Genomic DNA, 22829 nt, shown 5'->3' on the forward strand with positions numbered 1-22829 from the left:
CAGGAAGCGACGCGATGGGGAGCGATTCATGATCGAGGTCCGTCAGGCCCGCTACTTCCTCGCCGTCGCGGAGACGCTCCACTTCGGCCGCGCTGCCGAGCAGCTGCGGATGTCCCAGCCGCCCCTCAGCCAGGCCATCCTCCAGCTCGAACGGCAGCTGGGCGTGCGGCTCTTCGACCGCGGTGAACGCAGGGTACGGCTGACCGAGACCGGCCGCGCGTTCGCCGAGGAGTGCCGCAGACTGGTCGCCGCCGCCCGGCACGCCCACGAGGTGGCGACCCAGGCCGAGGCCGGTCTGGTGGGCACGCTGCGGATCGGCGTGGTGACCTCGGCGCTGAGCGAGCCGCTGCTGGGCACCCTGTCGGCCTTCCGGGACGCCCGGCCCCGGGTCGATCTGCACCTCACGGAGGTCGACACGGGGGAGGGGCAGGAGGCCGTCGCCCGGCACGAGATCGACCTGGCCGTCATCCGGCCGAGCGCACCGGTACGCGGCCTGCGCGTACGGCCCTGGCGGCACGACCAGTTCGTGATCGCGCTGCCGGACGGGCATCCGCTGACCGGGGACCCCACGGACCCGGTCGACCTCTCCGGCTTCGCGGACGAGCCCTGGGTGTGGCTGCGCCGCGAGGCGTCCCCCGACTACCACGACCAGCTCATGGCGACCTGCCGCAGGGCCGGCTTCACCCCGGAGGCACGGCACGTCGCCAACTCCATCCTGACCCAGCTGGCGATGGTGGCCTGCGGCCTCGGCGTCACCCTCGTGCCGAATGTGGCGGTCCGCTCGATCCAGGGCCCGATCGCCTACCGGCCCCTCAGCGACAGCGCCGACATCGTCGAACTCTCCCTGGTCTCACGGGACGGCGGGCACGAGCCGCTGGTGGAGGAGTTCCTGCGCCACGCCGCCGGCTCAGGTGCCGCCCAGGTCGGCGGCGAGTTCGTCCCGCCAGCGGAGGGAGACCCGCCGCTGGAGGACCGCCTCGGCGGCGACGGGCAAGGGGAGCCGGAGGAAGGCCCGTAGCGCGTCGGCGGCGTCGCCGCGCGCGACCCATGCGGTGAGGTCCTCCTCGGACACGGGGCCGCTCTCGCCGCCGGACAGCATCGTCCTGGTCGCGTGGACCTCCGCGACCAGGGTCCGCATCCGCAGGGCCAGGGGATCGTCCTGGTCGCAGTCGACCGGCAGGCCGTGCCGGATCCGGTCGAGGGCCTCGGTCACCTCCGGGTGGGCGTCGAGGTGCGTCTCGGCCGCCAGCCGGGCCAGCTGGGCCGCGACGGCGGTGCGCAGTCGCCCCGGCGGGGTGCGCTCCACCAGCCCGGCCAGGTCGAAGTCCCGTACGCACGCCTCGGGTTCACGCTCCTGCGGGTCCTCCAGGAGGGGCAGCACCAGAGCGCTGGTCAGCTCCGTCGGCCCCTCCTCGTCCGGGTCGTAGGCGATCCCGAACTCCTCTTCCAGGACGGCCAGGAAGTCGGTGTAGGCGGCGGTGGATCCGGGCCAGAGGTCCACACCGAGGCGCCGCGCCCACGGTCCGCCGATGTGATTGCCCTCCCGTGGTGACATGACGCGCCGGGTGTCCTCCTCAGGGCCCGGCACGCCGTCCTCCGCGAAGGCGAGAGCGACCTCGGGACCCTGCCTGGTCAGGACCACCACCCGCGTACCGGCGGACAGGGCGCGCAGCACCTCGGGCCGGGCGAACTGCGCGGCCCCGCCCTCGATCGTGGCGTACGCCCATCCGCCGACGGCGCCCGCACGGACCAGGGGCCGGTGCCCGGCCCACGCCGACTCCACCGCCCGCTGGGCCTGCCGGCGGTCGCGCGGCCGGACGGTGGCGTGAATCGCGCCGATTCGGCGCAGCATCTCGGCCGCTGTCAGACCCGCGGCGAACGCCACGTCCGGCTGATCCGGGAGCGGTTCGCGACGCGGGCGGCCGGTGCGGACGAAGAAGAGCCGTTGCGTCCCCCTCTCGCCGCCGCCCCGCACGGGTGCCGGTACGCCGCTCTCGCCCTGATCCGGAAAGACCGGGCTCCGAGGGGAGGGCGGGTCCGACTCCGGCTCGGCGAGCGCACCGGCGTGACCGAGCGGGGAGACCGGGTCGGCGGGCACGGTCCTCTCCTCCTCCCACAGCAGCCTTCCGTCCACGGCGAGGGGGAGACGCCCGAAGAACGGCAGGCCCTGTTCCAGAGCATCCGCGAAGTCGGCCAGGACGTGGGGCAACGAGGGCCGCGACGCCACCTGGTCGGGAGGGAAACGCACGCCCAGCGTGTGTACGGCCGCCTCGATGTCGGCCCGGGCCGTCGGCGGGCGCAGGGTGGCGTGGGTGAGGGGAGCGTGTCGGGTCAGCCAGGTGTCTATGCGGACCCAGGACTCCTCGACGGCGGGGAGGCTCATGGCAGCGGACCCTACGCCGGGCCACTGACAGTGCCCCTGCCCCGCCTGCCGCGGCAGGGGCGTAATCCCGCCGAATTTGTGTGCGGGTGTACGGCGAGGTGAGCGAGGGGGCAAGCGGCGGAACAATGGTGAATGAGGGCCTGGCGAGTTTCCAGGGCAGATTCGGGCGAAGCGTTCCGCAGGCACGCTCCGCCGCCGGGCCCGCAGTCTTCGGACCGGTGCGAGCGCGCCGAAACGGAGGACCGACGCATGGCCACACCACTCACCGCCGCCCGGCTCGTCGCCGCGTTGAAGGCCGAGGGCTGCGCCGTCCACGAGGTCGGCGGCTGGCGCACCAACAACCGCAATCACAAGGGTCCTTGGGGCCCCGTACACGGTGTGATGATCCATCACACCGTCACCGGGCCGAGCACGGACGTCGTCGAGTTGATCTACCACGGCCACAGCGCCCTGCCCGGTCCGCTCGCCACCGGGTGCATCACCAAGGACGGTGTCGTCCATCTGACCGGCAACGGCCGGGCCAACCACGCCGGCGGCGGCGACGGTGACGTACTGAACGCCGTCATCGGCGAGTCGTACGGCACGTACCCGCCGGCGACGCACGAGCACGACGGCTCGGCCGGCGCGGTCGACGGCAACGCCCGGTTCTACGGCTGGGAGTGCGAGAACAAGGGCGACGGCAAGGACCCGTGGCCCGGCGAACAGTACGTCGCCATGGTCAAGGCCACCGCCGCGGTCTGCCGTGCGCACGGCTGGGGCCACAAGAGCGCGATCGGGCACCTGGAATGGAGCGACTGGAAGGTCGACCCGCGCGGATTCGACATGGCCGACTTCCGCCGTGATGTCGCCGACGCCCTGGCCCTCCCGGCGGGCCGGTGGGAAGGAGAGGACCCCATGCCCCAGTACGTCAACTTAGGTGTCGCCGGGGAGTACGCCCTCGCGCCCGGCGCCTGGGACTCGGTCGAGTTCACCGAGGAGTGGACCGACGAGACCGGCCACCACGCCACCGGCGGAAGCGTGTTCGCCCGTGGCCCGGCCCGGTTCAGCGGGACCGTCAGCCTCCAGATCGACGGTCTGCCGGCGGGCGCGGTCGTGCAGGCGCGCATGTCGGAGTACGAGGGCGACGAGCACCGCGCGGACCACCCGATCCACGAGATTACCGGGACCGGGGGCGGTTCCTTCGTGGTCCTGCCGCTGACGAAGCGGCTCGCGTCGGGGCGCAGCATGCGGGTGCGGCTGCTGAGCCAGGCCGCGGTGCCCGTCACCGTCGCGAACGCGGTGCTGACCGTGCTGGTGTGGACGGAGGCCTGAGACCGGCGCTCCCTACCGGACCGTCGGCAGGCCCGGGCCCGTGCAGCGCACGTCCGCCGACGGCACCGTTCCGCGCACCAGATAGTCCGCGACGGTGTCGTCGACGCAGGCGTTGCCGCGGCTCGCGAACACGCCGTGGGAGTAGTCGTCGTCGAGGGTGACCAGGCGTGAACCGGGCAGCAGGCGCCGCATGGAGTGGGCCCCCTCGACCGGCGTGACGGGGTCGTGCGCGGAGGCGACCAGGAGGACCGGCGGCGCGTCCGGACTGCCGAGCGGGGTGCGGTGGCCGGGCCGGTGGTGCCAGTAGGCGCAGGCGTTCGCCTCCATGCCCGTCAGAACCGGCTGCGGATCGAGACGGCGGGTGCGGCGGATGTCCGTGACGATGTCGCGGGCACTGGGGCCCGGCCCGTCGGCGCACTTGACGACACGGTTGGCCGCCTCGTAGTTGCGGGAGTCCGGGCCGTCGAAGGCGGTGGCCGGAAGCAGCCCGTCCGGGTCACCGTCGGCCAGGTAGCCGCGCAGACCGTCGGCGAGGCCCTCCCAGCGTTCGGTGCGGCCCAGCGCGCGGTACACCGCCCGGTCGAACTCCGCCGGGCCGAAGCCCGCCACCGGCCGCGCGGCGAGTCCCCGGCGCACCCGCAGATACGCCTCCCGCACCGCTCCCGGTGTCCCTCCCAGGCCGAAACGCTCGCCGTGGGCCGCCGCCCAGGCGAAGAACGTCCCGCGCTGACGCAGCAGCGCCCGGCTCTGGAGCACATCGAAGTCGTACCAGTCCCACGGCCCGACCACGCTGTCCAGCACCATCCGCCCGACGCGGTGCGGGAAGCGGGCGGTGTACGCCGCGCCGAGCCAACTGCCGTAGGAGACACCGAGGAAGCTCGTCCGCGGTTCGCCGAGGGCCCCGCGTATCGCGTCCATGTCGTACGCGGTCTGCTCGGTGGACAGATGGGGCAGCAGACGGCCCGCGTGCGTCGCGCAGTCGTCGGCCAGGGCACGCAGGGACGACAGATACGCCCGCTCCGCCGGGGCCCCGTCCGGCACCGGGTCGCCGCCCGGGCTGTCGAAGAGGCCGCCCATCGGGCCGCAGGAGACCGGGCTGCTCCGTCCCACGCCGCGCGGGTCGAAGCCGACCACGTCGTACGCGCGCCGCACGCTCTCGGGGAGCTTGGCCCGCTTCGTGACCGCGTAGGGGAGCCCGGAGCCGCCCGGGCCGCCCGGGTTGACCAGCAGGATGCCGCGTCGTTCGGCGGGGGTGCCCGAGGCGCGGACCCGTGAGACCGCCACCTCGATGCGCGGCCCTCGGGGGTGGCGCCAGTCCAGCGGCACGGCGAGTCGCCCGCACTCGACGCGCTCCGGCGCGGCCGGCCGGGGGACGGAGTCGGGGCAGTCGGTGAAGCGGAGCGGGGAGCGCGGCTCGGCCGCCGCCCGGACGGGGGCGGCGGGGAGCAGGGCGGTGGCGGCCGCGAGGGCGCACAGCAGTGCGGTGCGGCGTGCGGGACGGGTCAAGGGGTCTCCAGAAGATCTTCGCCCGATCAGATGACAATGAAAATGATTATCGATAACGTCTGGGGCGGGCAACCCCCGGCACCCTCCTCCCGGAGGGCTCGCCGGGCTGCCCGCACGCCTCTGACTCACTGCAAGAAAGGGGGAGTTGTGGCTCATCTGTTGGTGGTCGAGAGCTGGGTCGGGTCCATGAGCCGACTGCTGCCGCGGGCGATCCGGGAGAACGGGCACGCGTTCACGTTCCTCACCCGTGACCTGCACCACTACCTGCGCTCGGCCCCGGAGGGAACGTCCCATCCGCTGCTCGGCGCCCGTCATGTCATCACCGCCGACACCAACGACATCGAGGCGCTGCTGCCCGAGGTCGAGCGGCTGCACGGGGTGCTCGGCTTCGACGGGGTCGTCACGTCCTGCGACTACTACCTGCCGGCCGTGGCGCGGATCGCGGAACGTCTCGGCTTGCCCGGGCCCGGGCACGAGGCGGTCCGCAACGCCTGCCGCAAGGACACCACGCGCCGCGTCCTCGGCGACGCGGGAGTGCCCGGCCCGCGCTTCGCCGTCCGGGAGGAGTGGGCCGACATCGCCCGGGCCGCGCGGGACATCGGCTATCCGCTGGTCGTCAAGCCCGTCGACCTGTGCGCGGGCATGTACGTGCGCCGTGTGGACGACGAGGCACAGCTCGCCGCCGCCTGCCGGGCCCTGGCCGACTTCCCGGTCAACGCGCGCGGACAGCGGCGGACGCCCGTGGTGCTGCTCGAAGAGCTGCTGGACGGTCCCGAGGTGAGCGTCGAGACGGTGTCGTACGCGGGCGCGGTCCATGTGGTGGGCGTGACCGACAAGAGCGTCGGCGGGGCGCCCGCCTTCGTCGAGACCGGGCACATGTTCCCCGCCGACCTGACGACGGCCGACGCCGAGGCCGCCGAACAGACCGCCCTTGCCGCCCTCAAGGCCCTCGGCCTGACCGACGGGGTCGTGGCGCACACGGAGATCAAACTGACCTCCGCCGGGCCGCGCGTGGTCGAGGTCAACCCCCGGCCCGCAGGCAACCGCATCACCGAGCTCGTCCGGCACGTCACCGGGATCGACCTCGCCGCCGCCTTCGTGGACGTCGCCCTGGGCCGCGCACCCGACCTGCGGCACACGGACACCGGGCTGCGCAGCGCGGCCATCGGCTTCTTGGTGCCGGGCTCCTCGGGCACCCTCGAAGCGCTGGACGGCGTGGACGTGGGCGACCTGCCCGGTGTGCTGGAGGTGCAACTCGCCGAACCCGGCAAGGCGGTGAAGGCGGCGGGCAGCAACAACGAGTACCTGGGGCACGTCATGGCCGGCGACGCCGACGGACTCGGTGCCCGCGCACGCGTCGAAAGCGTGCTGGACGGGCTGCGGGCGGGACTGGTGATCCGATGACCGCGCTCACGGACGCCTCCTACGACGACCTCGTAGACCAAGTGCGCGCCGGGGCCCTCGGACCCGAACCGGGCACCCTGCGCGTCGCCGTCGCCTTCACCACCCGGCAGGCCGTCCGGCACGCCGGGCGGGGCACCGGCTACCGCAACGAGGTGCTCAGCCTGCGCCTCGGCGAGGCGGTCGGCTCCTGCGCGGTCGAGCCCGGCGCGCTGCCCGACAGTGCGGTCGAGGAGTGTGTGGGCGCGGACGTGGCCCGGCTGCTGGAGCATCCGCTGCCGGCGGTACGGGTCGCTGCCCTCGACGCCTATCTGATGCACGTCCTGCCGCACACCCCGGCCAACGGGGCCCGCCCCGTCCCGCTGGCCGCCGGGTCGTCTCTGGAGAAGTCCCGGGCCAGGGCTCAGGCGGTCGTCGGCCTGCTCGACCTGCCGCCCGGAGCCACCGTGCTCGTGGTGGGCGTGGTCAACTCCCTTCTGGAGGTGCTGCGTTCGCGCGGTCTGCGCTATGTTCCGTGTGACCTCAAGGGCGGCGCGACCGAGTGGGACGAGCCGGTCGTCGCCGACGCGCTCGCCGCGGCCGGGCGGTGCGACGCGCTGCTCGTCTCCGGCATGACCCTGGGCAACGGCACCTTCGAACCGCTGCGGCGGCACGCGCTGGCGCACGGCAAGCAGCTGGTGATGTTCGCCCAGACCGGCAGCGCCGTGCTGCCGCGCTTCCTCGGGCGGGGCGTCAGCGCGGTGTGCGCGGAGCCGTACCCGTTCTTCTGGCTCGACGGCGGCCCCGGTGTCCTGCACCGCTACGACGGCTCCTGTCCGGGAGGCGGGCGATGACCGCGACCGCGCTCCGTCCGGCCGCGCGACGGGAACTGCTCTCCCTGGTCGGCCGTACCCCACTGGCCCGCATCACCCCCGACCTGCCCGGCCCGCACCCCGGGTTCTGGGCCAAGCTCGAAGGGCTCGCCGCGGGCGGCATGAAGGCACGGGCCGCCGTGTCGATGCTGCTGGGCGCCCGCCAACGCGGCGAACTGCTGCCCGGCGCCCCGGTGGTGGAGTCCACCTCCGGCACCCTCGGTATCGGGCTCGCCTTCGCCGGACAGGCCCTCGGCCATCCCGTCGTGCTGGTCGGCGACCGGGAACTGGAGCCGCCCATGCGCCAGTTGCTGCGCTCCCACGGGGTGCGGCTGGAGATCGCCGACCGTCCGGCCGAGCGGGGCGGCTGGCAGGCCGCGCGCCTCGCCCGGCTGCGGGAACTGCTGGCCGAACTGCCCGGCGCCTACTGGCCCGACCAGTACAACAACCCCGACAACACCGCCGGTTACGCGTCCCTGGCCGCTGAGATCGCCGTCGAACTCGACCATCTGGACATCCTGGTGTGCAGCGTCGGCACCGGCGGCCACAGCGCGGGCATCATCGGCCCGCTGCGCCGCCACTGGCCCGCCCTGCGGCTCATCGGCGTCGACGCCACCGGCTCCACCATCTTCGGCCAGCCCGCCCGCCCCCGGCTGATGCGCGGCCTCGGCAGCAGCATCCACCCGCGCAACGTCGCCTACGACGCCTTCGACGAGGTCCACTGGGTCGGTCCGGCCGAGGCCGTCGACAGCTGCCGCCGACTGGCGCGGGGCGCCTTCGTCAGCGGCGGCTGGTCCACCGGCGCCGCCGCCCGGGTCGCCGCCTGGGCCGCCCGAGTCCACCCCGGGGCGGTCGTCGCCACCGTCTTCCCCGACGGCCCGCACCGCTACCTCGGCACGGTCTACGACGACGACTTCACCGCCGCCCACGGCCTCGACCCGGACACCGCGGCCACCCGGCCCGTCGAGATACCGCACCCCTGTGCTGCGGAGGCCGCCGGCTGGGTCCGCTGCACCCGCGTCAGCGACCCGCTCGCCGCCCCCGCCCTGAAGAAAGAGACCTTGTGAAGTCCAGCCTGCGCACCGTACGCCTCGAACTCGCCGAGCCGCTGCGCATCTCCCGTTCCACCATGACCGCACGCGACGCCGTATGGCTCACCGTCGAGCACGACGGACTGCGCGGCCACGGCGAGGCCGTCACCAGCGTCTACTACGGACTCGGCACCGAGACGCTCGTACGGCTCCTCACCGCCGTGGACCTGAGCCGTTTCGCCGATCCGGAGAGCGCCCTGGAGGCCCTGCGGGCGGGGGAGCTGACCGCGAGTGACACGCCGCCCGCGGTCACCGCCGCCGTCGAGTCGGCGCTGCTCGACCTGGCCGGCCGACGCACGGGCGTCCCCGTGCACCGCCTCCTCGGGACCACCGCCCCGCCCGTCGCCACGACCGCCCGCACCATCGGCATCACCGCCCTGGCCCGTGCGGCGGCCGAGGCCCGGCGGCTTGCCGCGAGCGGCTTCGAGGTCATCAAGGTCAAGGCGGGAGCCCCCGACCCCGAGGACGACATCGAGCGCGTGCGCGTCATCCGCGACGCCGCTCCCCGGGCCCGGCTGCTCCTCGACCCCAACGGCGCCTGGTCCGTGGCCCGGGCGGACGCCCTGCTGCCGCGCTTCGCCGACCTCGGTGTGGAAGCCGTCGAGCAACCCGTCCCGAGCGGCGACCCGGACGCCCTGGGCGCCCTCGCGCAGCGAGCACCGCTGCCCGTCATCGCCGACGAGGACGCCGTCACCCTGGAGGACGTGCGCCGCCTCGCCGGACGCGTCCAAGGCGTCAACGTCAAGCTCGCCAAGTGCGGCGGCGTCCACGCGGCCCTGCGCATCGCCGAGCTGATCGAGGGCAGCGGCACCGACCTGATGCTCGGCTGCCTGACCGCCAGCACCCTCGGACTCGCCCCCGCCGTCCACCTCGCCGACCGGGCCCGCTGGGCCGACCTCGACGGGCATCTGCTGCTCGCCCACGACCCCTGGACCGGGATCGGCGGCACCGACGGCGTCGTCCGCACCAGCGGTCTCGCCGGCCTGGGCGTCGAGGAGGTGGCGGTCCGTGCGCACGTGGCATGAGATACGCCGCTTCCCGCTCGCCGTGCGGCTCCTGCTGGTCAACCAGCTCGGCGTCAACACCGGCTTCTATCTGCTCATCCCCTACCTCGCCACCCACCTCACGGAGAACCTCGGCATGTCGGCGGCGGTCGTCGGCATCGTCCTCGGCGTCCGCAACCTCAGCCAGCAGGGCCTGTTCATCATCGGCGGCTCCGCCTCCGACCGGCTCGGCGCACGCGGCGTCATCATCGCGGGCTGTGCCCTGCGCACCCTCGGGTTCGCGCTCTTCGCGCTCGGCGACGGGCTGGCGGTCCTGCTCGCCGCGTCCGTGCTGAGCGGGCTTGCGGGGGCGCTGTTCAACCCGGCCGTGCGGGCGTATCTCGCGCAGGAGTCCGGGGAGCGCAAGGCGGAGGCGTTCGCGCTGTTCAACGTGTTCGCCACGACCGGCGCGCTCATCGGCCCCCTGCTGGGCAGCGCCCTGCTCCTCGTCGACTTCCGCACGTCCGCGCTCACCGCCGCCGGGATCTTCGCCGTCCTCACCGTGGCGCAGGCCCTCGTCCTGCCCGCGCGGAAGGTCGAGCCGAGCGGCGGCGGCGTCCTCGGGGACTGGCGCGAAGTGCTCGGCAACCGGGCCTTCGTCGCCTTCGCGCTCGCCATGGTCGGCATGTTCACCCTGGAGAACCAGCTGTATCTGCTGCTGCCCGACGGCGCCAGGAAGGCGACCGGCTGGGACGGGGCGGCGGGCATCGTCTTCCTCGTCGGCACGGTCGCCAACCTGGCGCTCCAGCTGAGAATCACCAAGCGCCTCAAGTCCCAGGGCGACAGGGCCCGTTGGATAGCCGTCGGGCTCGCGGTGATGGGCCTCGCCTTCCTGCCGCCGGCCCTCGCGTCAGGTGTCGTGCCCGTCCTGGCGGGCGCGCTGCTGCTCTACCTCGGCATCATGATCGCGCAGCCGTTCGTGATGGAGCTGATCCCGCGCTTCGGCCGGCCCGAGCTGACCGGCACCTACTTCGGGATCTTCTACGTCGTCTCGGGCATCGCCGCGGCCCTCGGCAACACGGCCGTCGGCTGGGCCATGGACACGGGCGAGCGCGGCGGGCATTCCTGGCTGCCGTGGGTCTCCTGTGCCCTGTTCGGGCTGGCCTCGGCGGGCGCGGTCGCGTGGCTGTACCGCCGCGGGGCGCTGCCGGAGCCCGCGGAACCGGTACGCGAGCGGAGCACCGCATGAGCGTCTTCCGAACCGGCGTGCCCGGCAACCTCCTCACCGACCACCCGGAGCTGTACGAGGCCCGCTTCCCCGACCCCGAGCGACTGGCCGCCCGGTGGACGGAGAACACCCTGCGCCGTCACGCAGCCGGGCCGCGCGTCCTGGACCTGGGCTGCGGCACCGGCCGCGACGCCGCCGCCCTGCACCGCTCCGGCCGGACCGTGACCGGCGCCGACCTCTCCGAGGCGATGCTCGCCCACGCCCGCGACCGCCATCCCGGCCCCGCGTACGTCCCAGCTGACCTGCACGGCTTCGACCTGGGCCACGACGCCTTCGACGCGGTCGTCTGCCTGGACAGCTCCCTGCTGTACTGCCACACCAACGACCAGCTCGACGGCTTCCTCGCCTCCTGCCGCCACGCCCTCGCACCGGGCGGGCTGCTGGTCGCCGAGATGCGCAACGGCGCGTACTTCCTCGGCCGCACCGACCTGCTCGACCGGCCCGCCGTCGACGAGTTCGCCTGGCAGGGCACGGCCTACCGGTCGCACACCACGCTGACCGTCGACCGCACCGCCCAACTCCTGCGCCGTACCCGCGTCTGGACCACGGACGACGGCTCCCCGCCCGCCGCACAGCACTCCGCCTGGCGTCTGCTGTTCCCGCAGGAGCTACGGCGCTTCCTCGCCGCGCACGACTTCGAGGTGCTCGAACTGCACGACGGCCCCGGACCGCGCACCGAACCCCGCTGGCAGCAGGGCGAGTTGCCCGGCATCACCACCGACGGGGACCGGCTGCACGTCGTCGCGCGCCTCCACACCCCCTGACCCCAAGGACACGAAGGACCAGCCATGCACGACGAACACTTTCCCGGCCTGCGCCGACGCGGCTTCCTCGCCGCCACCACCGGCGCCGCCGCCCTCGCCCTCACCGGCTGCGGCGGAGGCACGGACGACAAGACGGACAGCGGCAGCGGGGGTAAGCCGAAGCGCGGCGGACGGCTGCGCGCCGCCTTCGCCGGCGGCGGCGCCAGCGAGACCCTCGACCCGCACTTGGCCAGCCTGTTCGCCGACGTCGCCCGCGCCAAGGCCCTCTACGACAAGCTCGCCGACTACGACGCCGACCTCTCCGCCAGTCCCCGCCTCGCCGCCGCGTGGGAGGCGAACAAGACCCTCGACCGCTGGCAGATCACCCTGCGCGAGGCCACCTTCCACGACGGCAGGCCGGTCACCGCTCAGGACGTCCTCCACAGCTACCGCCGGATCGCCGACCCGAAGCAGGCGTTCCGCGCCAAGGCCTCCCTGGAACCCATCGACCTCGACGCCAGCCGCGCCACCGGCGAGCGGTCGGTCGAGTTCGTCCTCAAGCGCCCCACGGCCGAATTCCCCAACGTCCTGGCCGCGTTCGGCGCGTACATCGTCCCCGAGCACGCCGGCGACTTCGACAAGAAGCCGATCGGCTCCGGCCCCTTCCGCTTCGTCTCCTTCGCGCCCGGCCGCTCCGCCGTCTTCCGCCGGTACGAGGACCACTGGGACGGTGCCCCGTACCTCGACGAGCTCGAATTCGTGGTCGCCAACGAGGAATCCGCGCGCGTCAACGCCCTCCTCGCGGGCCAGGTCGAGTACGCGCACGAACTCAACCCCACCACCGCCCGCGCCCACGAGGGCCGGGGCCAGATCGAGATCGTCCGGCTGCGCAACAGCGCCATGCAGGCGTTCTGCATGAAGACCGACCGGCCGCCCTTCGACGACCGGCGGGTGCGGGAGGCGTTCTTCCTCATCGCCGACCGGAAGGAACTCGTCGACGGCGCCCTGTCCGGCGCGGGCGAGGCCGGCAACGACCTGTTCGGCAAGGGCTACGAGTACTACGCCGACGGTCTGCCCCAGCGCGAGCAGGACCTCGACCGTGCCCGCGCCCTGCTGAAGAAGGCCGGCGCCGAGAAGCTGAAGGTCACCCTGGACACCTCGGCCGTCGCCGCCGGTTTCACCGAGGCCGCCGGCATCTTCCGGGACCAGGCCGCCAAGGCCGGCGTCACGATCGACGTGCGGATGGGCAGCAAGGACTCCTACTGGAGCGACATCCTCGACGGCGGCACCCTGTGCTGCTACCGCTCCGGCGCCATGCCCATCGAGGCCCACATCTCCCAGCGGCTGCTCACCGACTCCACGACCAACGCCACCCGGTGGCGGCACAAGGACTTCGACGCCCTCTACCAGCAGGCGCAGTCCACCCGCGACAAGACCGAGCGGTCCGCCGTCTACGAGCGGATGCAGCGCCGGCTCTACGCCGAGGGCGGCTTCCTTGTCTGGGGCTTCGCCGACTGGATCCTCGGCACGGCCCGCAAGGTCAGGGGAGTCGAGACCAAGGCCCCGGCCAACACCCTCGACTGGGCCCGATTCGACAAGGTATGGCTGACGTGACGGACCTGAAGGGGCGCGGGGCTGTATCGACATGCGGCTCCGCCGCGGGGCGCGACCAGCCACGACGGCGCGGCAGCCGTACGTCGAGCGTGGCGCCCGGCGGCCTCCGCTCCTTCGTCGCCCGGCGCCTCACCCTCGGCTTCGTACAGACCGTGGCCGTGGTGCTGCTGGTATTCACCCTCACCGAGGCCCTCCCGGGCGACGCCGCCGTGGCCCTCGCGGGCGACCAGCCCGACCCCGCGCGCATCGCGGCGATCCGCGAGACCCTGGAGCTGGACCGGCCCGCGTACGTACGGCTGGCGGACTGGGCGACGGGCCTCCTGCAGGGCGACTTCGGCACCTCCCTTACCTCCGGCCGCCCGGTCGTCGACTACGTCGCCGACGGTTTCGGCCCGAGCCTGCTGCTGGCCGCGCTCACCGTCGCCCTGCTCGTCCCGCTCGGCTTCGGGCTCGGCGTGCTCGCCGCCCACCACGAGGGGCGGCTGATCGACCGGCTGGTCAGCTCCGTGACACTCGCCGTGTACGCCGTGCCCGAATTCGCCCTCGGGGTGCTGCTGGTGACGGTCGTCGCGCTGAAGCTGGCCTGGCTGCCGCCGACGGCCGTGGGCTACGGCACGGACCTGCTCGGCCACCCGGCCGTGCTCGTCCTGCCGGTGCTGGTCCTGCTGTCCCGCCCGGTCTGCTCCCTGTCCCGCCTGGTCCGGGCCGGCATGGTCGACGCCCTCGCCTCGCCCTACGCCGCCCACGCCCGCCGCTACGGCGTCCCCGGCGCCCGTGTCCGCTACGCCCACGCCCTGCCCAATGCCCTGGCCCCGGCCGCCCAGCAACTCGCCCGCACCGTCGACTGGCTGCTGTGCGGCGTCATCGTCGTGGAGGCGCTCTTCGTGATCCCCGGCCTCGGCACGGTCCTGCTCAACGCCGTCGCCGAGCGGGACGTGCCGGTGGTGCAGGGGCTGGCGGTGGTGTTCGGCGTGCTGACCGTCGTACTGAACCTGGGCGCGGACGTGGTGGCGTACCGGCTGACACCCCGGACGGGGGCGGCGGCGTGAGGGCCCCGCGCCGACTGCTGCTCGGCCTCGCCGTCGTCGCCGTCCCGCTGCTTCTCGCCCTCCTGGGGCCCCTCTTCGCGGGCGAGCCCGGCCCCCGCGCCGTCTCCTTCACCCTCGGCGGCGGCCACTGGCTCGGCACCGACTTCGTCGGCCGGGACGTCTGGCAGCAGGTGTTGCACGGCGGCCTTACGGTCGTGCTGACCGCGCTCGCCGCGACGGCCCTCGCCTACGCCGTCGCCCTGCCGGTCGGTCTCGCCGCGGCGGTCACCCGCGCACGGTGGCTGGAGGAACTGCTGATGCGGCCGCTGGACGTGCTGCTCGCCGTACCGTCGCTGCTGCTGATCCTGCTGGTGGCGTCCGTGTTCTCGCCGGGCGCGGCCGGACTCGCGCTGCTCGTCGCGCTGGTGAACGTGCCCGACGCCGCCCGGATCGTACGGGCTTCGGCGGCCGAGGCGGCGGCCCGGCCCGCCGTGGAGGCGCTGCGCATGCAGGGCGAGTCGTGGTGGCGCGTGGCCGTCGGCTACGTCGGCCGCTCCGCCCTGCGCACCCTGGCCGCCGACGCCGGTGTCCGGCTGACCGGCGTGCTGTATCTGGTGTCGACGGCCGCGTTCCTCGGCGTGGGCGTCGCCCCGGACGCCGCCGACTGGGCGGTCATGGTCGACCGCAACCGCACGGGCCTGTTCATCCAGCCCTGGGCCGTGGTCGTGCCCGCGCTGCTGATCGTCGCGCTGACGACGGGCACCAACCTGCTCTTCGACGCCGCACTGGACAAGAAAGGACGCCGCCCGTGAGCCACGCAACCGATCCGGTCGCCGAGATCCGTGACCTGCGCGTCGAGATCGCCGGCCGGGCCATCGTCGACGGGGTGGACCTGCGCGTGCTCCCCGGCCGGGTGACCGCCCTGGTCGGTGCCTCCGGGAGCGGCAAGACCACCACCGGCCTCGCACTGCTGGGGGAGTATCCGCCGGGCGCCCTGGTCACCGGGGAGGTACGACGGTCCGGGGCCGGACCGGTCGGATACGTGCCCCAGCACCCCGCCGCCGTCCTCAACCCGGCCCGCCGCGTCAGCGCCCTGCTCGACGACATCGCCCGCGCCCAGGTACGTCACCTGCCCCGGGCCGAGCGCCGCACGGCGGCCCGGGAACGCGTACGCGAAGCCCTGAAGGCGGCCCAACTCCGCGATCCCGAAGTCCTGTTGCGCCGCTACCCCCACCAGCTCTCCGGCGGCCAGCAACAACGCGTCGTCCTCGCCCAGGCCCTCCTCCTCGGCGCACGCGTCATCGTCGCCGACGAACCCACCACGGGCCAGGACGCGCTGACCAAGCGCGGCATCGTCGACCAGCTGGCGGCGGTCGCGGCCCGCGGTATCGCGGTCGTCCTGCTCAGCCACGACCTGGACGTGGTCCGCGCGCTCGCGGACGAGGTCCTCGTCCTGCGCGCGGGCCGGGTCGTCGAGTCGGGACCGGCCGAACGCCTGTGGCGCGCACCCCGCCACGACTGGACCCGCCGTCTGCTCGCCGAGTCCCGTACGGCTTTCTCCGATGAGGGCGGCGCTGACGTGAAGCGGGACGACGAAAGCCGCGCCCTCGCCCGTCACCCCGCCCCGCCGGAACCCGACCGCCCCCAGGCCGAGGACACCCCCGACCAGGTCCGTCCCCCCGTCCTCCGCATCACCCACCTCACGGCCCGGCACGGCAACGGCACCACCACCGTCCTGCGCGCCCCCCACCTCGCCCTGCACCCCGGCGAATGCCTCGCCGTGGTCGGCCGCTCGGGCAGCGGCAAGACCACCCTCGCCCGCTGCCTCGCCGGACTCCACCGGGACCACGACGGCGAGATCCTGCTCGACGGAACCTCGCTGCCGCGCAGCCTGCGGCGGCGCAGCCGTGCCCAACTGGCCGCCGTGCAGTACGTCTTCCAGGACGCCCGGGCCGCCTTCGACGAGCACCGGCCCGTCCTCGCCCAGGTCGCCCGCACCGCCGTCCGGCTGCGCGGCACCGACGAGAAGACGGCCACGGACGAGGCCCTGACCACGCTCGCGAGCCTCGGCCTCCCGGAGTCCGTCGTCCGCCGCCGCCCCGGCGAGCTCTCCGGCGGTGAACTCCAGCGCGCCGCCCTCGCCCGGGCCCTCCTCGCCCGCCCCCGGGTCCTGGTCTGCGACGAGATCACCTCCGGCCTCGACACCGTCACCCGGCGCGGCATCCTCGACCTGCTCACCGCACTGGTCCGCGACCGCGACGACCTCGCCCTCGTGCTCATCACCCACGACCTGGACACGGCCGCACTCGCCCACCGCATCGCCGTACTGGACGCGGGCGAACTCGTCGAACAGGGCCCGGCCCGAAGGGTCCTGACCGAGCCGCACCATCCCTTCACCGCAGCCCTCGCGGAGACGATCGCCCGTCTCGATACGTATACCCGGGCATGAACCGAAGCGAGTCACCCCCGTTACGAGTTGAACGAGGGCACGGCCCTGTGATTAGGGTGCGGGCGATGTTCTGCGCAGACACCACTCCCTTACTCCACGCAAGACGAGGCACAGCCGCTTCGAGTCGCTGGGGGAGGGCCCGTGAGTGACACGGTGACAACGGCCCGCCCGGCGGCCGGACAAGGCCGGGCCACTCGGCCGAAGGAGCAGGACGCGCCGGCCCGACCGGCCCGGCAGCGGGACGCGTTCTTCGACAACGCCAAGTACCTGGCGATCGTGCTGGTGGCCGTCGGGCACGCATGGGAGCCGTTGCGGCCGGGCAGCAGAGCCGTCACCGCGCTCTACATGCTCGTCTACGCCTTCCACATGCCGGCGTTCATCATCATCTCCGGCTACTTCTCGCGCACCTTCGACGGAAGCCCGGGGAAGCTGAAGCGCCTGGTTACCGGTGTCGTCGTCCCGTACGTCGTGTTCGAGACGGCGTACACCCTGTTCACCCGCTGGACGAGCCAGGACCCCGACCGGCCGATCAGCCTGCTGGATCCGCTGTACCTGACCTGGTTCCTGGCGGCCCTGTTCGTCTGGCGGCTGACCACGCCGCTCTGGCGTCATGTGCGGTGGCCGCTGCCGCTGGCCTTCGTCATCGCGATGCTGGCGACGCTCTCGCCGTCCATCGGCAACGACCTCGACCTGCAGCGCACCCTGCAGTTCCTGCCGTACTTCGTCTTCGGGCTGCTGCTGCGGCCGGAGCACTTCCGGCTGGTGCGCCGGCGCAAGGCGCGCATCCTCGCCGTGCCGGTGGCCGGCTGCGCGCTCGCCGTGGCGTACTGGGCGGTTCCGCGGATGAACTACGCCTGGTTCTTCCACGCCGACAGCGCCCGGGCCCTGGCCGCGCCCTTCTGGTACGGCCCCCTGATGACCCTGGCCGCCTTCGGCTGCTCGGTCGTCCTGGTGGCCTGTTTCCTCGCCTGGGTGCCGGGACGCCGGATGTGGTTCACGGTGCTGGGCGCGGGCACGCTGTGCGGCTATCTGCTGCACGGCTTCGTCGCGCAGGCCGCCAAGTACTGGGGCTGGTACGAACCGGCCTGGGTCCGGGGACCCGTCGGCGCGCTCACGGCCACCCTGGTGGCCGCCGCGGTCATGACCGCGCTGTGCACGCCGTCCGTGCGGCGTCTGTTCCGCTGTGTGACGGAACCGGGGATGGAGTGGGCCTTCGGCCCGGGAGGCAGAGCCGCGGCCCCCCGGTGGCGTTTCTCACTCAGGAACCGGGGCCACGACCCGTCGTCGTGACACCGTTCAGTGCCTGCGTCACCTGGTGCTGCGTCTCCTCGGCCACCACGCGGGCCTCCTCCACGACGTCACCGCGTTCGCGCACGAGGCTTTCGTAGATGGGCAGTTCTTCGGTCTTGGTCGAGTCGGATTTCACTGGGCTGGTCCTATCGCTTTACAGCCGGGGTCTGAGGGCCGCTGCAAGTCTGCGTCATCCCCCTTCGCCGTGTCGACCGCCCCCGTCATGTCCAGAATTCCGTCATGATCTTCGCGAATTCCTCAACATTGCGACGTCCGGCAGGGGCGCGTGGCACGGCGAAGGGCCCCGGGAAGCCTCCCGGGGCCCTTCGCGCGGGGTTTATCAGAGCGAGGTCGTGTGAACGCCCGCGTTCGCGCCCGCCGCGGCGCCCTCGGTCGACAGCGCCGCCTGCAGGTTCCCGCAGACCTCGGCGGTCAGCGGCCCGACCAGGCCGGCGGAGAGGCCGCCCGCGAGGCCCGCGGAGGCAGCGCCGCCCGCGTTGCCGCCGGAGACCTGGTCCAGGTCCGCGTCGGAGAGCTCGGCGATGTCGACCCGGGGGGTGAGGTTCATGGGGGTGTTTCCCTTCGCGTGAATGTGCGCAATGGCGGAGCGGCGCGGGTGATCGCGGGATTCCGGGAACCGGGATTCCGCATCCGCGGCGCCGCCGTGCGCAGGATCAAAACATTCCCCGGAGCCGGACGGCCAGCCGCCCGCCGACGCCGCACCCGGATTTCCGGCGACCGCCTTCACCGCCATGACCACGAGGTCACCGAATTGCGCACACTCCTTCACATATCCCGTCGCCCGGCGGCACACGGGTGTATTGCCTCCCGAATTCCGAAGCGGGCACTTCGGCGCCAAGTTCTCATGCCGCGGGACGGACTTGGCGCCGGGTGCACCGTCCTACGGCGTCCTGGCCGGCGGTGTGCAGATGTGCTGGATGTTCGGTCCCGCCCCGGTCAGGCCGCCGCGGCCGGCTGCATCAGACGGGCCAGCAGGTCGTCCAGGGTGACCAGTCCGGTGAGCCCGCCGTCGGGGTCGCGGACGACGGCCAGGGAAGCCCGGCGGCGGCGCAGCACCTCGATCGCGTCCGCGACCGTGGTCGCCTCCGTCAGCTCGGGCACCGGCCGGGCCAGTTCCCGCGCGGTCGTGGCACGCCCCCGGGCCCGGGCGACCAGGGCGTCACGGGCGTGGACCGAGCCGAGGACGACGCCGTTCTCCCGGACGAGCAGCCGGGTGCGGTCGTGCTCGGCGGCGAAACGCAACAGCGCGTCGACGTCCGCGCCGCCCTCGGCCCAGGTGATCTCCGCGGCCGGGATCCGCAGCGCCGCCACCGGCGTCTCCGGCTCGGTCAGCGAACGGGTCAGCAGCTCCGAGTCGGTCGCGCTGATCAGGCCGAGCCGCTCGGACTCCTCCACCAGGTGCGTCAGCTGCTCCCGGTCGTGCACCGAGGCCAGCTCGTCGCGCGGGGCCACCCGGCACAGCCGTACCAGCGCGTTGCTCACCGCGTTGAGCAGCCGGATCAGCGGCCGCACGGCCCGCACCACGGCCCGGAAGGGCGGGGAGAGCAGCATCGCCGAACGCTCGGGGTGGGCGATCGCCCAGGACTTCGGCGCCATCTCGCCGACCACCATGTGCAGGAACACCACCACGACCATCGCCACGGCGAAGGCCACGCCGTAGCTCACGGCACTGGGCAGGCCCAGCTTGTGCAGCAGCGGGTCCAGTTCGTGCGAGATCGCCGGCTTGGACACCGAGCCCAGGCCCAGCGTGCACACGGTGATGCCCAGCTGGGCGCCGGCCAGCATCAGCGACAGCTCGCGGATACCGGCCAGTGCCGCCCCGGCGCCGCGCCGCCCCTCGGCCGCCGCCTTCTCCATGCGGTGCCGTTTGGCGGCGACCAGCGCGAACTCGGCCGCCACGAAGAAACCGCTGCCGATCAGCAGCAGCACGGTCACGAAGACCGCCATGGGGAAACTCACGCCATCTCCTCGGCTTCCACGAGCGGGCTGATCCGCACCCGGTCGGCGACATGCCGGTCGAGCGTGCGGACGTCGATCACGGCGCGGCCGCCCTCGGGCAGCTCGACCGTGACGCTGTCGCCGACCGTCGGGAAGCGGCCGAGCCGGTCCACGACCAGGCCGGCCACGGTGTCGTAGTCGTCGTCCTCCGGCAGCCGGACGCCGGTGGCCTCGGCCACTTCGTCCAGCCGGCGCCCGGCGTCCACCAGCCAGCCGTCGCCGTCCGCGACGGCGAGCACGGTGACGGTGTCCGACTCGTCCGCGATGTCACCGACCAGTTCCTCGGCGATGTCCTCGTAGGTGACGATGCCCGCCACGCCGCCGTGCTCGTCGAGGACGACCGCGAACTCGTCGTCCTGCTCCCGCATCCGCGTCACCGCGTCGGGCAGCGCGAGCGTGTCCGGCAGCAGCAGGGGCCGCCGGGCCACCTCACCGGCGGTCGCGCCGGCGATACGGGCGGCGGGCAGCGCCATCAGCTCGCGCACGCCCAGCACACCCGCGATGTCGTCCGGGTGGTCGCCGAGGACCGGGTAGTTGGAGTGGCCGTGCTCGGCGATCAGGCCGATCGCCTCCTCGGCACCGGCGTCCTTGCGGACGAAGACGGCGTCCGCGCGCGGCACCATCACCTCGTCGAGGGAGCGCTCGGAGAACTCCAGCGCGTGGTCCAGCAGCGCGGCGGTGTCCTTCGGCAGCGCGCCCTGCTCGTGGGATTCGCCGATCAGATGGCCCAGCTCCTCCAGCGTGGCGCCGTGGTGCAGTTCCTCGACCGGCTCGATACCGACCTTGCGCAGCAGCTTGTTCGCCGCGTTGTCGAAGACGCGGACGACGGGGCCGACGACCTTCAGATACGCCAGCGTGGACGGGGCCAGCGCCTTCGCCAGCCGCTCGGGCACGGCGATCGCGAGGTTCTTCGGGGCCAGCTCGCCCAGCACCATCTGCACGACCGTGGCCAGCACGAAGGCGAGGACGACGGCGATACCGCTGACGGCCGCGTCGGGCAGGCCGAGCCCGGACAGGGCGGGCCTCAGCAGCGCGGACACCGACGGCTCGGCGATGAAGCCGACGACCAGGCCGGTGACGGTGATGCCGAGCTGCGCGCCCGACAGCATGAACGACAGCCGCTCCAGGACCTTCAGGGCCCGGGCGGCCTTGTGGTCCCCGGCGTCGGCCGCACGCGCGAGGGCGAGCCGGTCGGCGGAGACGTAGGCGAACTCCTGGGCCACGAAGTAGCCGGTGCCGGCGGTCAGCACGAACACGGCGAGCAGGCCCAGCAAGGCCTCGGCGGCACTCATCCGACACCACCCCGCCGTGTGCCGCGATCAGTCATGTCGTGGCGGGATGGTCGGGGACTGTGCCCCGGAGGGTCCGTCGGTCTGGCGGACAAGAACTCGCTCCTCATGTGTGGTGTGTACTCGGGTCAACGACCGTCGTCGCGCCCGTGTTCCCGAATTCTACGACGCTGTAGAGAACAGCGCCCCGCTCCGGGCGCCCCTCATTCCGGGCGGGACTCCTCGGCGAGGTCCGGCACCAGCCCACGCATCGCCGCGCACTGGTCCGGCCCCATGAAGCGGGCCAGGCCCTCGGTGACCGTCTCGGCGAGCGCTCCGGAGGCCTCGGCCAGAAGGCCCCGGGCCTTCTCCGTCAGGGCGACCTCGATGCCGCGCTTGTCCCCGCACACCGACCTGCGCGTGACGAGGCCGGCGTGCTGGAGGCAGGCGATCTGGTAGGTGAGGCGGGTCTTGGGGCGGCCGAGGAGTTCCGCGACGCGCGTCATGCGCAGGCCGCCCTCGGGCTGCTCGGCGAGCAGGCACAGGATCAGGAACTCGTCGTGCGAGATGTCCAGCTTCTCCTTCACGGCCGCCCGCAGCCGCTGCTCCACCGCTCCCGTCGCGGCGAGCAGCAGCATCCAGGCGCGCAGCTCGGGGGGCAGCAGCCCGGTGCCCTCGGCGGAGGGACATCCGGGCAGGTCGGCGGGGTGCTCCTCGGGGTCGGCCATGCCGTCCAGTCTACGTGTCGTCCAAATTTGGAGCAGGGGGTTGTTCAAATTTGGACCAGCCGCTAGCGTGCACTCATAACAGTCATCCAAATTTGGACGATACGAGTGGGAGCAGGATCATGACCGTCGCCGTGGAAACCGGACTCTGGCAGCTCGACGCGACCGCCTCGACCGTGGGCATCCGGCACAAGACCATGTGGGGCCTGGTCACCGTGAAGGGCGGATTCGGCGCGCTGAGCGGCACGGGCGAGGTCCGGCCCGACGGGGTCCGCCGTCGGCACCCTGACCTTCGACGTCGCCTCCCTCGACACCGGGAACGCCAAGCGCGACACCCATCTGAGGTCCGCCGACTTCTTCGACGCCGACCACCACCCCGAGATCACCTTCGCGGCCCGCAGCGCCGAGCTCCGCGACGGCGACCAGGTGCACGTCGTCGGCCAGCTGACCGTGCGCGGCATCAGCAGGCCGCTGTCCCTCACCGCCCGCCTGACGGACGGGGACGCCACCGGGCTCACCCTGGACACCGAGTTCACCGTGGACCGGGACCAGTTCGGCCTGGGCTGGAACCAGCTGGGCATGATCCGCGGCCTGACCACGGTCACCGCCGCCCTCCGGTTCGTCCGCACCACGGGCTGACCGCACTCGGTCCGTCCCGGCGAGCGACCGCCCCACATCCGCGCCCGACAGCGTCTGCGGCGACGCCGTGAATGGGCGCCGGCGGACACGGACACCCTGTCGGGGCAGGGTGAAGTGCGGGGCGAGCGCCCTGCCGTCCCTGTTGCCGACCTGGAGGGCGATGCGGGAGACGGTCGCCGCGGTGGGGCGGTGTGCCCTCGCCGCCGCGGCCGCGCTGCGCAGCGCCGGCGTCAGCAGCAG

General features: G+C 73.2%; 20 protein-coding genes and 1 pseudogene. 14 read left to right on the forward strand and 7 right to left on the reverse strand.

Going from position 1 to position 22829, the window contains the following annotated elements:
• The first annotated feature begins 28 nt into the window (after positions 1 to 28).
• Complete coding sequence (locus ACFT4A_RS02755) at positions 29 to 1018, forward strand: LysR family transcriptional regulator (protein ID WP_382825323.1); 990 nt, start codon at positions 29 to 31, stop codon at positions 1016 to 1018.
• Here the strand turns inward: ACFT4A_RS02755 and ACFT4A_RS02760 are convergent.
• A complete protein-coding gene (locus ACFT4A_RS02760) occupies positions 908 to 2383 on the reverse strand; it encodes a hypothetical protein (protein WP_382825324.1) in 1476 nt (491 codons plus the stop codon). The two genes, ACFT4A_RS02755 and ACFT4A_RS02760, sit on opposite strands and share 111 nt — an antisense overlap.
• 249 nt (positions 2384 to 2632) lie before the next feature.
• On the opposite strand from ACFT4A_RS02760, the gene ACFT4A_RS02765 reads away from it, so the two are divergent.
• Positions 2633 to 3694 (forward strand): N-acetylmuramoyl-L-alanine amidase, encoded by a 1062-nt coding sequence (locus ACFT4A_RS02765; RefSeq protein WP_382825325.1) that lies wholly within the window; start codon positions 2633 to 2635, stop codon positions 3692 to 3694.
• Positions 3695 to 3706: 12 nt separating this feature from the next.
• Here ACFT4A_RS02765 and ACFT4A_RS02770 read toward each other — a convergent pair whose 3' ends face one another.
• Positions 3707 to 5200: an alpha/beta hydrolase gene (locus ACFT4A_RS02770; RefSeq protein ID WP_382825327.1), complete on the reverse strand. Its 1494-nt coding sequence runs from the start codon at positions 5198 to 5200 to the stop codon at positions 3707 to 3709.
• 147 nt (positions 5201 to 5347) lie between these two features.
• On the opposite strand from ACFT4A_RS02770, the gene ACFT4A_RS02775 reads away from it, so the two are divergent.
• The 11 genes from ACFT4A_RS02775 to ACFT4A_RS02825 all read left to right on the forward strand — a co-directional run bounded on the left by ACFT4A_RS02775 (position 5348) and on the right by ACFT4A_RS02825 (position 17938).
• Entirely contained in the window at positions 5348 to 6604 is a 1257-nt protein-coding gene (locus tag ACFT4A_RS02775; RefSeq protein WP_382825328.1) for an ATP-grasp domain-containing protein, read from the forward strand.
• Positions 6601 to 7434, forward strand: coding sequence for a Rossmann-like domain-containing protein (locus ACFT4A_RS02780; protein ID WP_382825330.1), 834 nt, complete (start codon positions 6601 to 6603; stop codon positions 7432 to 7434). The genes ACFT4A_RS02775 and ACFT4A_RS02780 overlap by 4 nt, the downstream gene beginning before the upstream one ends.
• Positions 7431 to 8519 carry a PLP-dependent cysteine synthase family protein gene (locus ACFT4A_RS02785; protein WP_382825332.1) on the forward strand — a complete coding sequence of 363 codons (1089 nt, stop codon included), beginning with the start codon at positions 7431 to 7433 and terminating at the stop codon, positions 8517 to 8519. The genes ACFT4A_RS02780 and ACFT4A_RS02785 overlap by 4 nt, the downstream gene beginning before the upstream one ends.
• Positions 8516 to 9568, forward strand: a complete 1053-nt coding sequence (locus ACFT4A_RS02790; protein WP_382825334.1) for a dipeptide epimerase — start codon at positions 8516 to 8518, stop codon at positions 9566 to 9568. Before ACFT4A_RS02785 ends, ACFT4A_RS02790 begins: the two co-directional genes overlap by 4 nt.
• Complete coding sequence (locus tag ACFT4A_RS02795) at positions 9552 to 10775, forward strand: MFS transporter (RefSeq protein WP_382825336.1); 1224 nt, start codon at positions 9552 to 9554, stop codon at positions 10773 to 10775. Before ACFT4A_RS02790 ends, ACFT4A_RS02795 begins: the two co-directional genes overlap by 17 nt.
• Positions 10772 to 11578: a class I SAM-dependent methyltransferase gene (locus ACFT4A_RS02800; RefSeq protein ID WP_382825338.1), complete on the forward strand. Its 807-nt coding sequence runs from the start codon at positions 10772 to 10774 to the stop codon at positions 11576 to 11578. Before ACFT4A_RS02795 ends, ACFT4A_RS02800 begins: the two co-directional genes overlap by 4 nt.
• A gap of 24 nt (positions 11579 to 11602) precedes the next feature.
• Positions 11603 to 13171 carry an ABC transporter substrate-binding protein gene (locus ACFT4A_RS02805; RefSeq protein ID WP_382825339.1) on the forward strand — a complete coding sequence of 523 codons (1569 nt, stop codon included), beginning with the start codon at positions 11603 to 11605 and terminating at the stop codon, positions 13169 to 13171.
• Between the two features lie 89 nt (positions 13172 to 13260).
• Complete coding sequence (locus tag ACFT4A_RS02810; protein ID WP_382825942.1) at positions 13261 to 14220, forward strand: ABC transporter permease; 960 nt, start codon at positions 13261 to 13263, stop codon at positions 14218 to 14220.
• A complete protein-coding gene (locus tag ACFT4A_RS02815; RefSeq protein ID WP_382825341.1) occupies positions 14217 to 15011 on the forward strand; it encodes an ABC transporter permease subunit in 795 nt (264 codons plus the stop codon). The genes ACFT4A_RS02810 and ACFT4A_RS02815 overlap by 4 nt, the downstream gene beginning before the upstream one ends.
• The gene (locus ACFT4A_RS02820) at positions 15008 to 16648 is read left to right on the forward strand and encodes an ABC transporter ATP-binding protein (protein WP_382825343.1); all 1641 of its coding nucleotides are present in this window, start codon (positions 15008 to 15010) and stop codon (positions 16646 to 16648) included. Before ACFT4A_RS02815 ends, ACFT4A_RS02820 begins: the two co-directional genes overlap by 4 nt.
• 141 nt (positions 16649 to 16789) lie before the next feature.
• Positions 16790 to 17938: an acyltransferase family protein gene (locus tag ACFT4A_RS02825; protein WP_382825345.1), complete on the forward strand. Its 1149-nt coding sequence runs from the start codon at positions 16790 to 16792 to the stop codon at positions 17936 to 17938.
• On the opposite strand, the gene ACFT4A_RS02830 is transcribed toward ACFT4A_RS02825, so the two are convergent.
• From ACFT4A_RS02830 to ACFT4A_RS02850, 5 genes are all read right to left on the reverse strand, one after another.
• On the reverse strand, positions 17907 to 18074 hold the full coding sequence (locus ACFT4A_RS02830; protein ID WP_382825347.1) for a hypothetical protein: 168 nt from the start codon (positions 18072 to 18074) through the stop codon (positions 17907 to 17909). The genes ACFT4A_RS02825 and ACFT4A_RS02830 overlap by 32 nt on opposite strands.
• A gap of 204 nt (positions 18075 to 18278) precedes the next feature.
• Entirely contained in the window at positions 18279 to 18506 is a 228-nt protein-coding gene (locus ACFT4A_RS02835; protein ID WP_382825348.1) for a hypothetical protein, read from the reverse strand.
• Between the two features lie 389 nt (positions 18507 to 18895).
• A complete protein-coding gene (locus ACFT4A_RS02840) occupies positions 18896 to 19918 on the reverse strand; it encodes a hemolysin family protein (RefSeq protein WP_382825349.1) in 1023 nt (340 codons plus the stop codon).
• On the reverse strand, positions 19915 to 21249 hold the full coding sequence (locus ACFT4A_RS02845) for a hemolysin family protein (RefSeq protein ID WP_382825351.1): 1335 nt from the start codon (positions 21247 to 21249) through the stop codon (positions 19915 to 19917). The genes ACFT4A_RS02840 and ACFT4A_RS02845 overlap by 4 nt, the downstream gene beginning before the upstream one ends.
• 200 nt (positions 21250 to 21449) lie before the next feature.
• Entirely contained in the window at positions 21450 to 21953 is a 504-nt protein-coding gene (locus tag ACFT4A_RS02850; RefSeq protein WP_382825353.1) for a MarR family winged helix-turn-helix transcriptional regulator, read from the reverse strand.
• A 119-nt stretch (positions 21954 to 22072) separates the two neighbouring features.
• Here ACFT4A_RS02850 and ACFT4A_RS02855 point away from each other — a divergent pair.
• Positions 22073 to 22589, forward strand: a pseudogene (locus tag ACFT4A_RS02855) (YceI family protein).
• Positions 22590 to 22829 lie beyond the last annotated feature (240 nt).

The organism is Streptomyces sp. NPDC057099, from assembly GCF_042671245.1.
GTDB lineage: Bacteria > Actinomycetota > Actinomycetes > Streptomycetales > Streptomycetaceae > Streptomyces > Streptomyces purpurascens.

Bases quoted from the DNA above. Each gene is read 5' to 3' on its own strand.
- ACFT4A_RS02760 (WP_382825324.1), bottom strand. From the start codon at position 2,383: ATGAGCCTCCCCGCCGTCGAGGAGTCCTGGGTCCGCATAGACACCTGG.
- ACFT4A_RS02800 (WP_382825338.1), top strand. From the start codon at position 10,772: ATGAGCGTCTTCCGAACCGGCGTGCCCGGCAACCTCCTCACCGACCAC.
- ACFT4A_RS02765 (WP_382825325.1), top strand. From the start codon at position 2,633: ATGGCCACACCACTCACCGCCGCCCGGCTCGTCGCCGCGTTGAAGGCC.
- ACFT4A_RS02850 (WP_382825353.1), bottom strand. From the start codon at position 21,953: ATGGCCGACCCCGAGGAGCACCCCGCCGACCTGCCCGGATGTCCCTCC.
- ACFT4A_RS02780 (WP_382825330.1), top strand. From the start codon at position 6,601: ATGACCGCGCTCACGGACGCCTCCTACGACGACCTCGTAGACCAAGTG.
- ACFT4A_RS02835 (WP_382825348.1), bottom strand. From the start codon at position 18,506: ATGAACCTCACCCCCCGGGTCGACATCGCCGAGCTCTCCGACGCGGAC.
- ACFT4A_RS02845 (WP_382825351.1), bottom strand. From the start codon at position 21,249: ATGAGTGCCGCCGAGGCCTTGCTGGGCCTGCTCGCCGTGTTCGTGCTG.
- ACFT4A_RS02755 (WP_382825323.1), top strand. From the start codon at position 29: ATGATCGAGGTCCGTCAGGCCCGCTACTTCCTCGCCGTCGCGGAGACG.
- ACFT4A_RS02785 (WP_382825332.1), top strand. From the start codon at position 7,431: ATGACCGCGACCGCGCTCCGTCCGGCCGCGCGACGGGAACTGCTCTCC.
- ACFT4A_RS02805 (WP_382825339.1), top strand. From the start codon at position 11,603: ATGCACGACGAACACTTTCCCGGCCTGCGCCGACGCGGCTTCCTCGCC.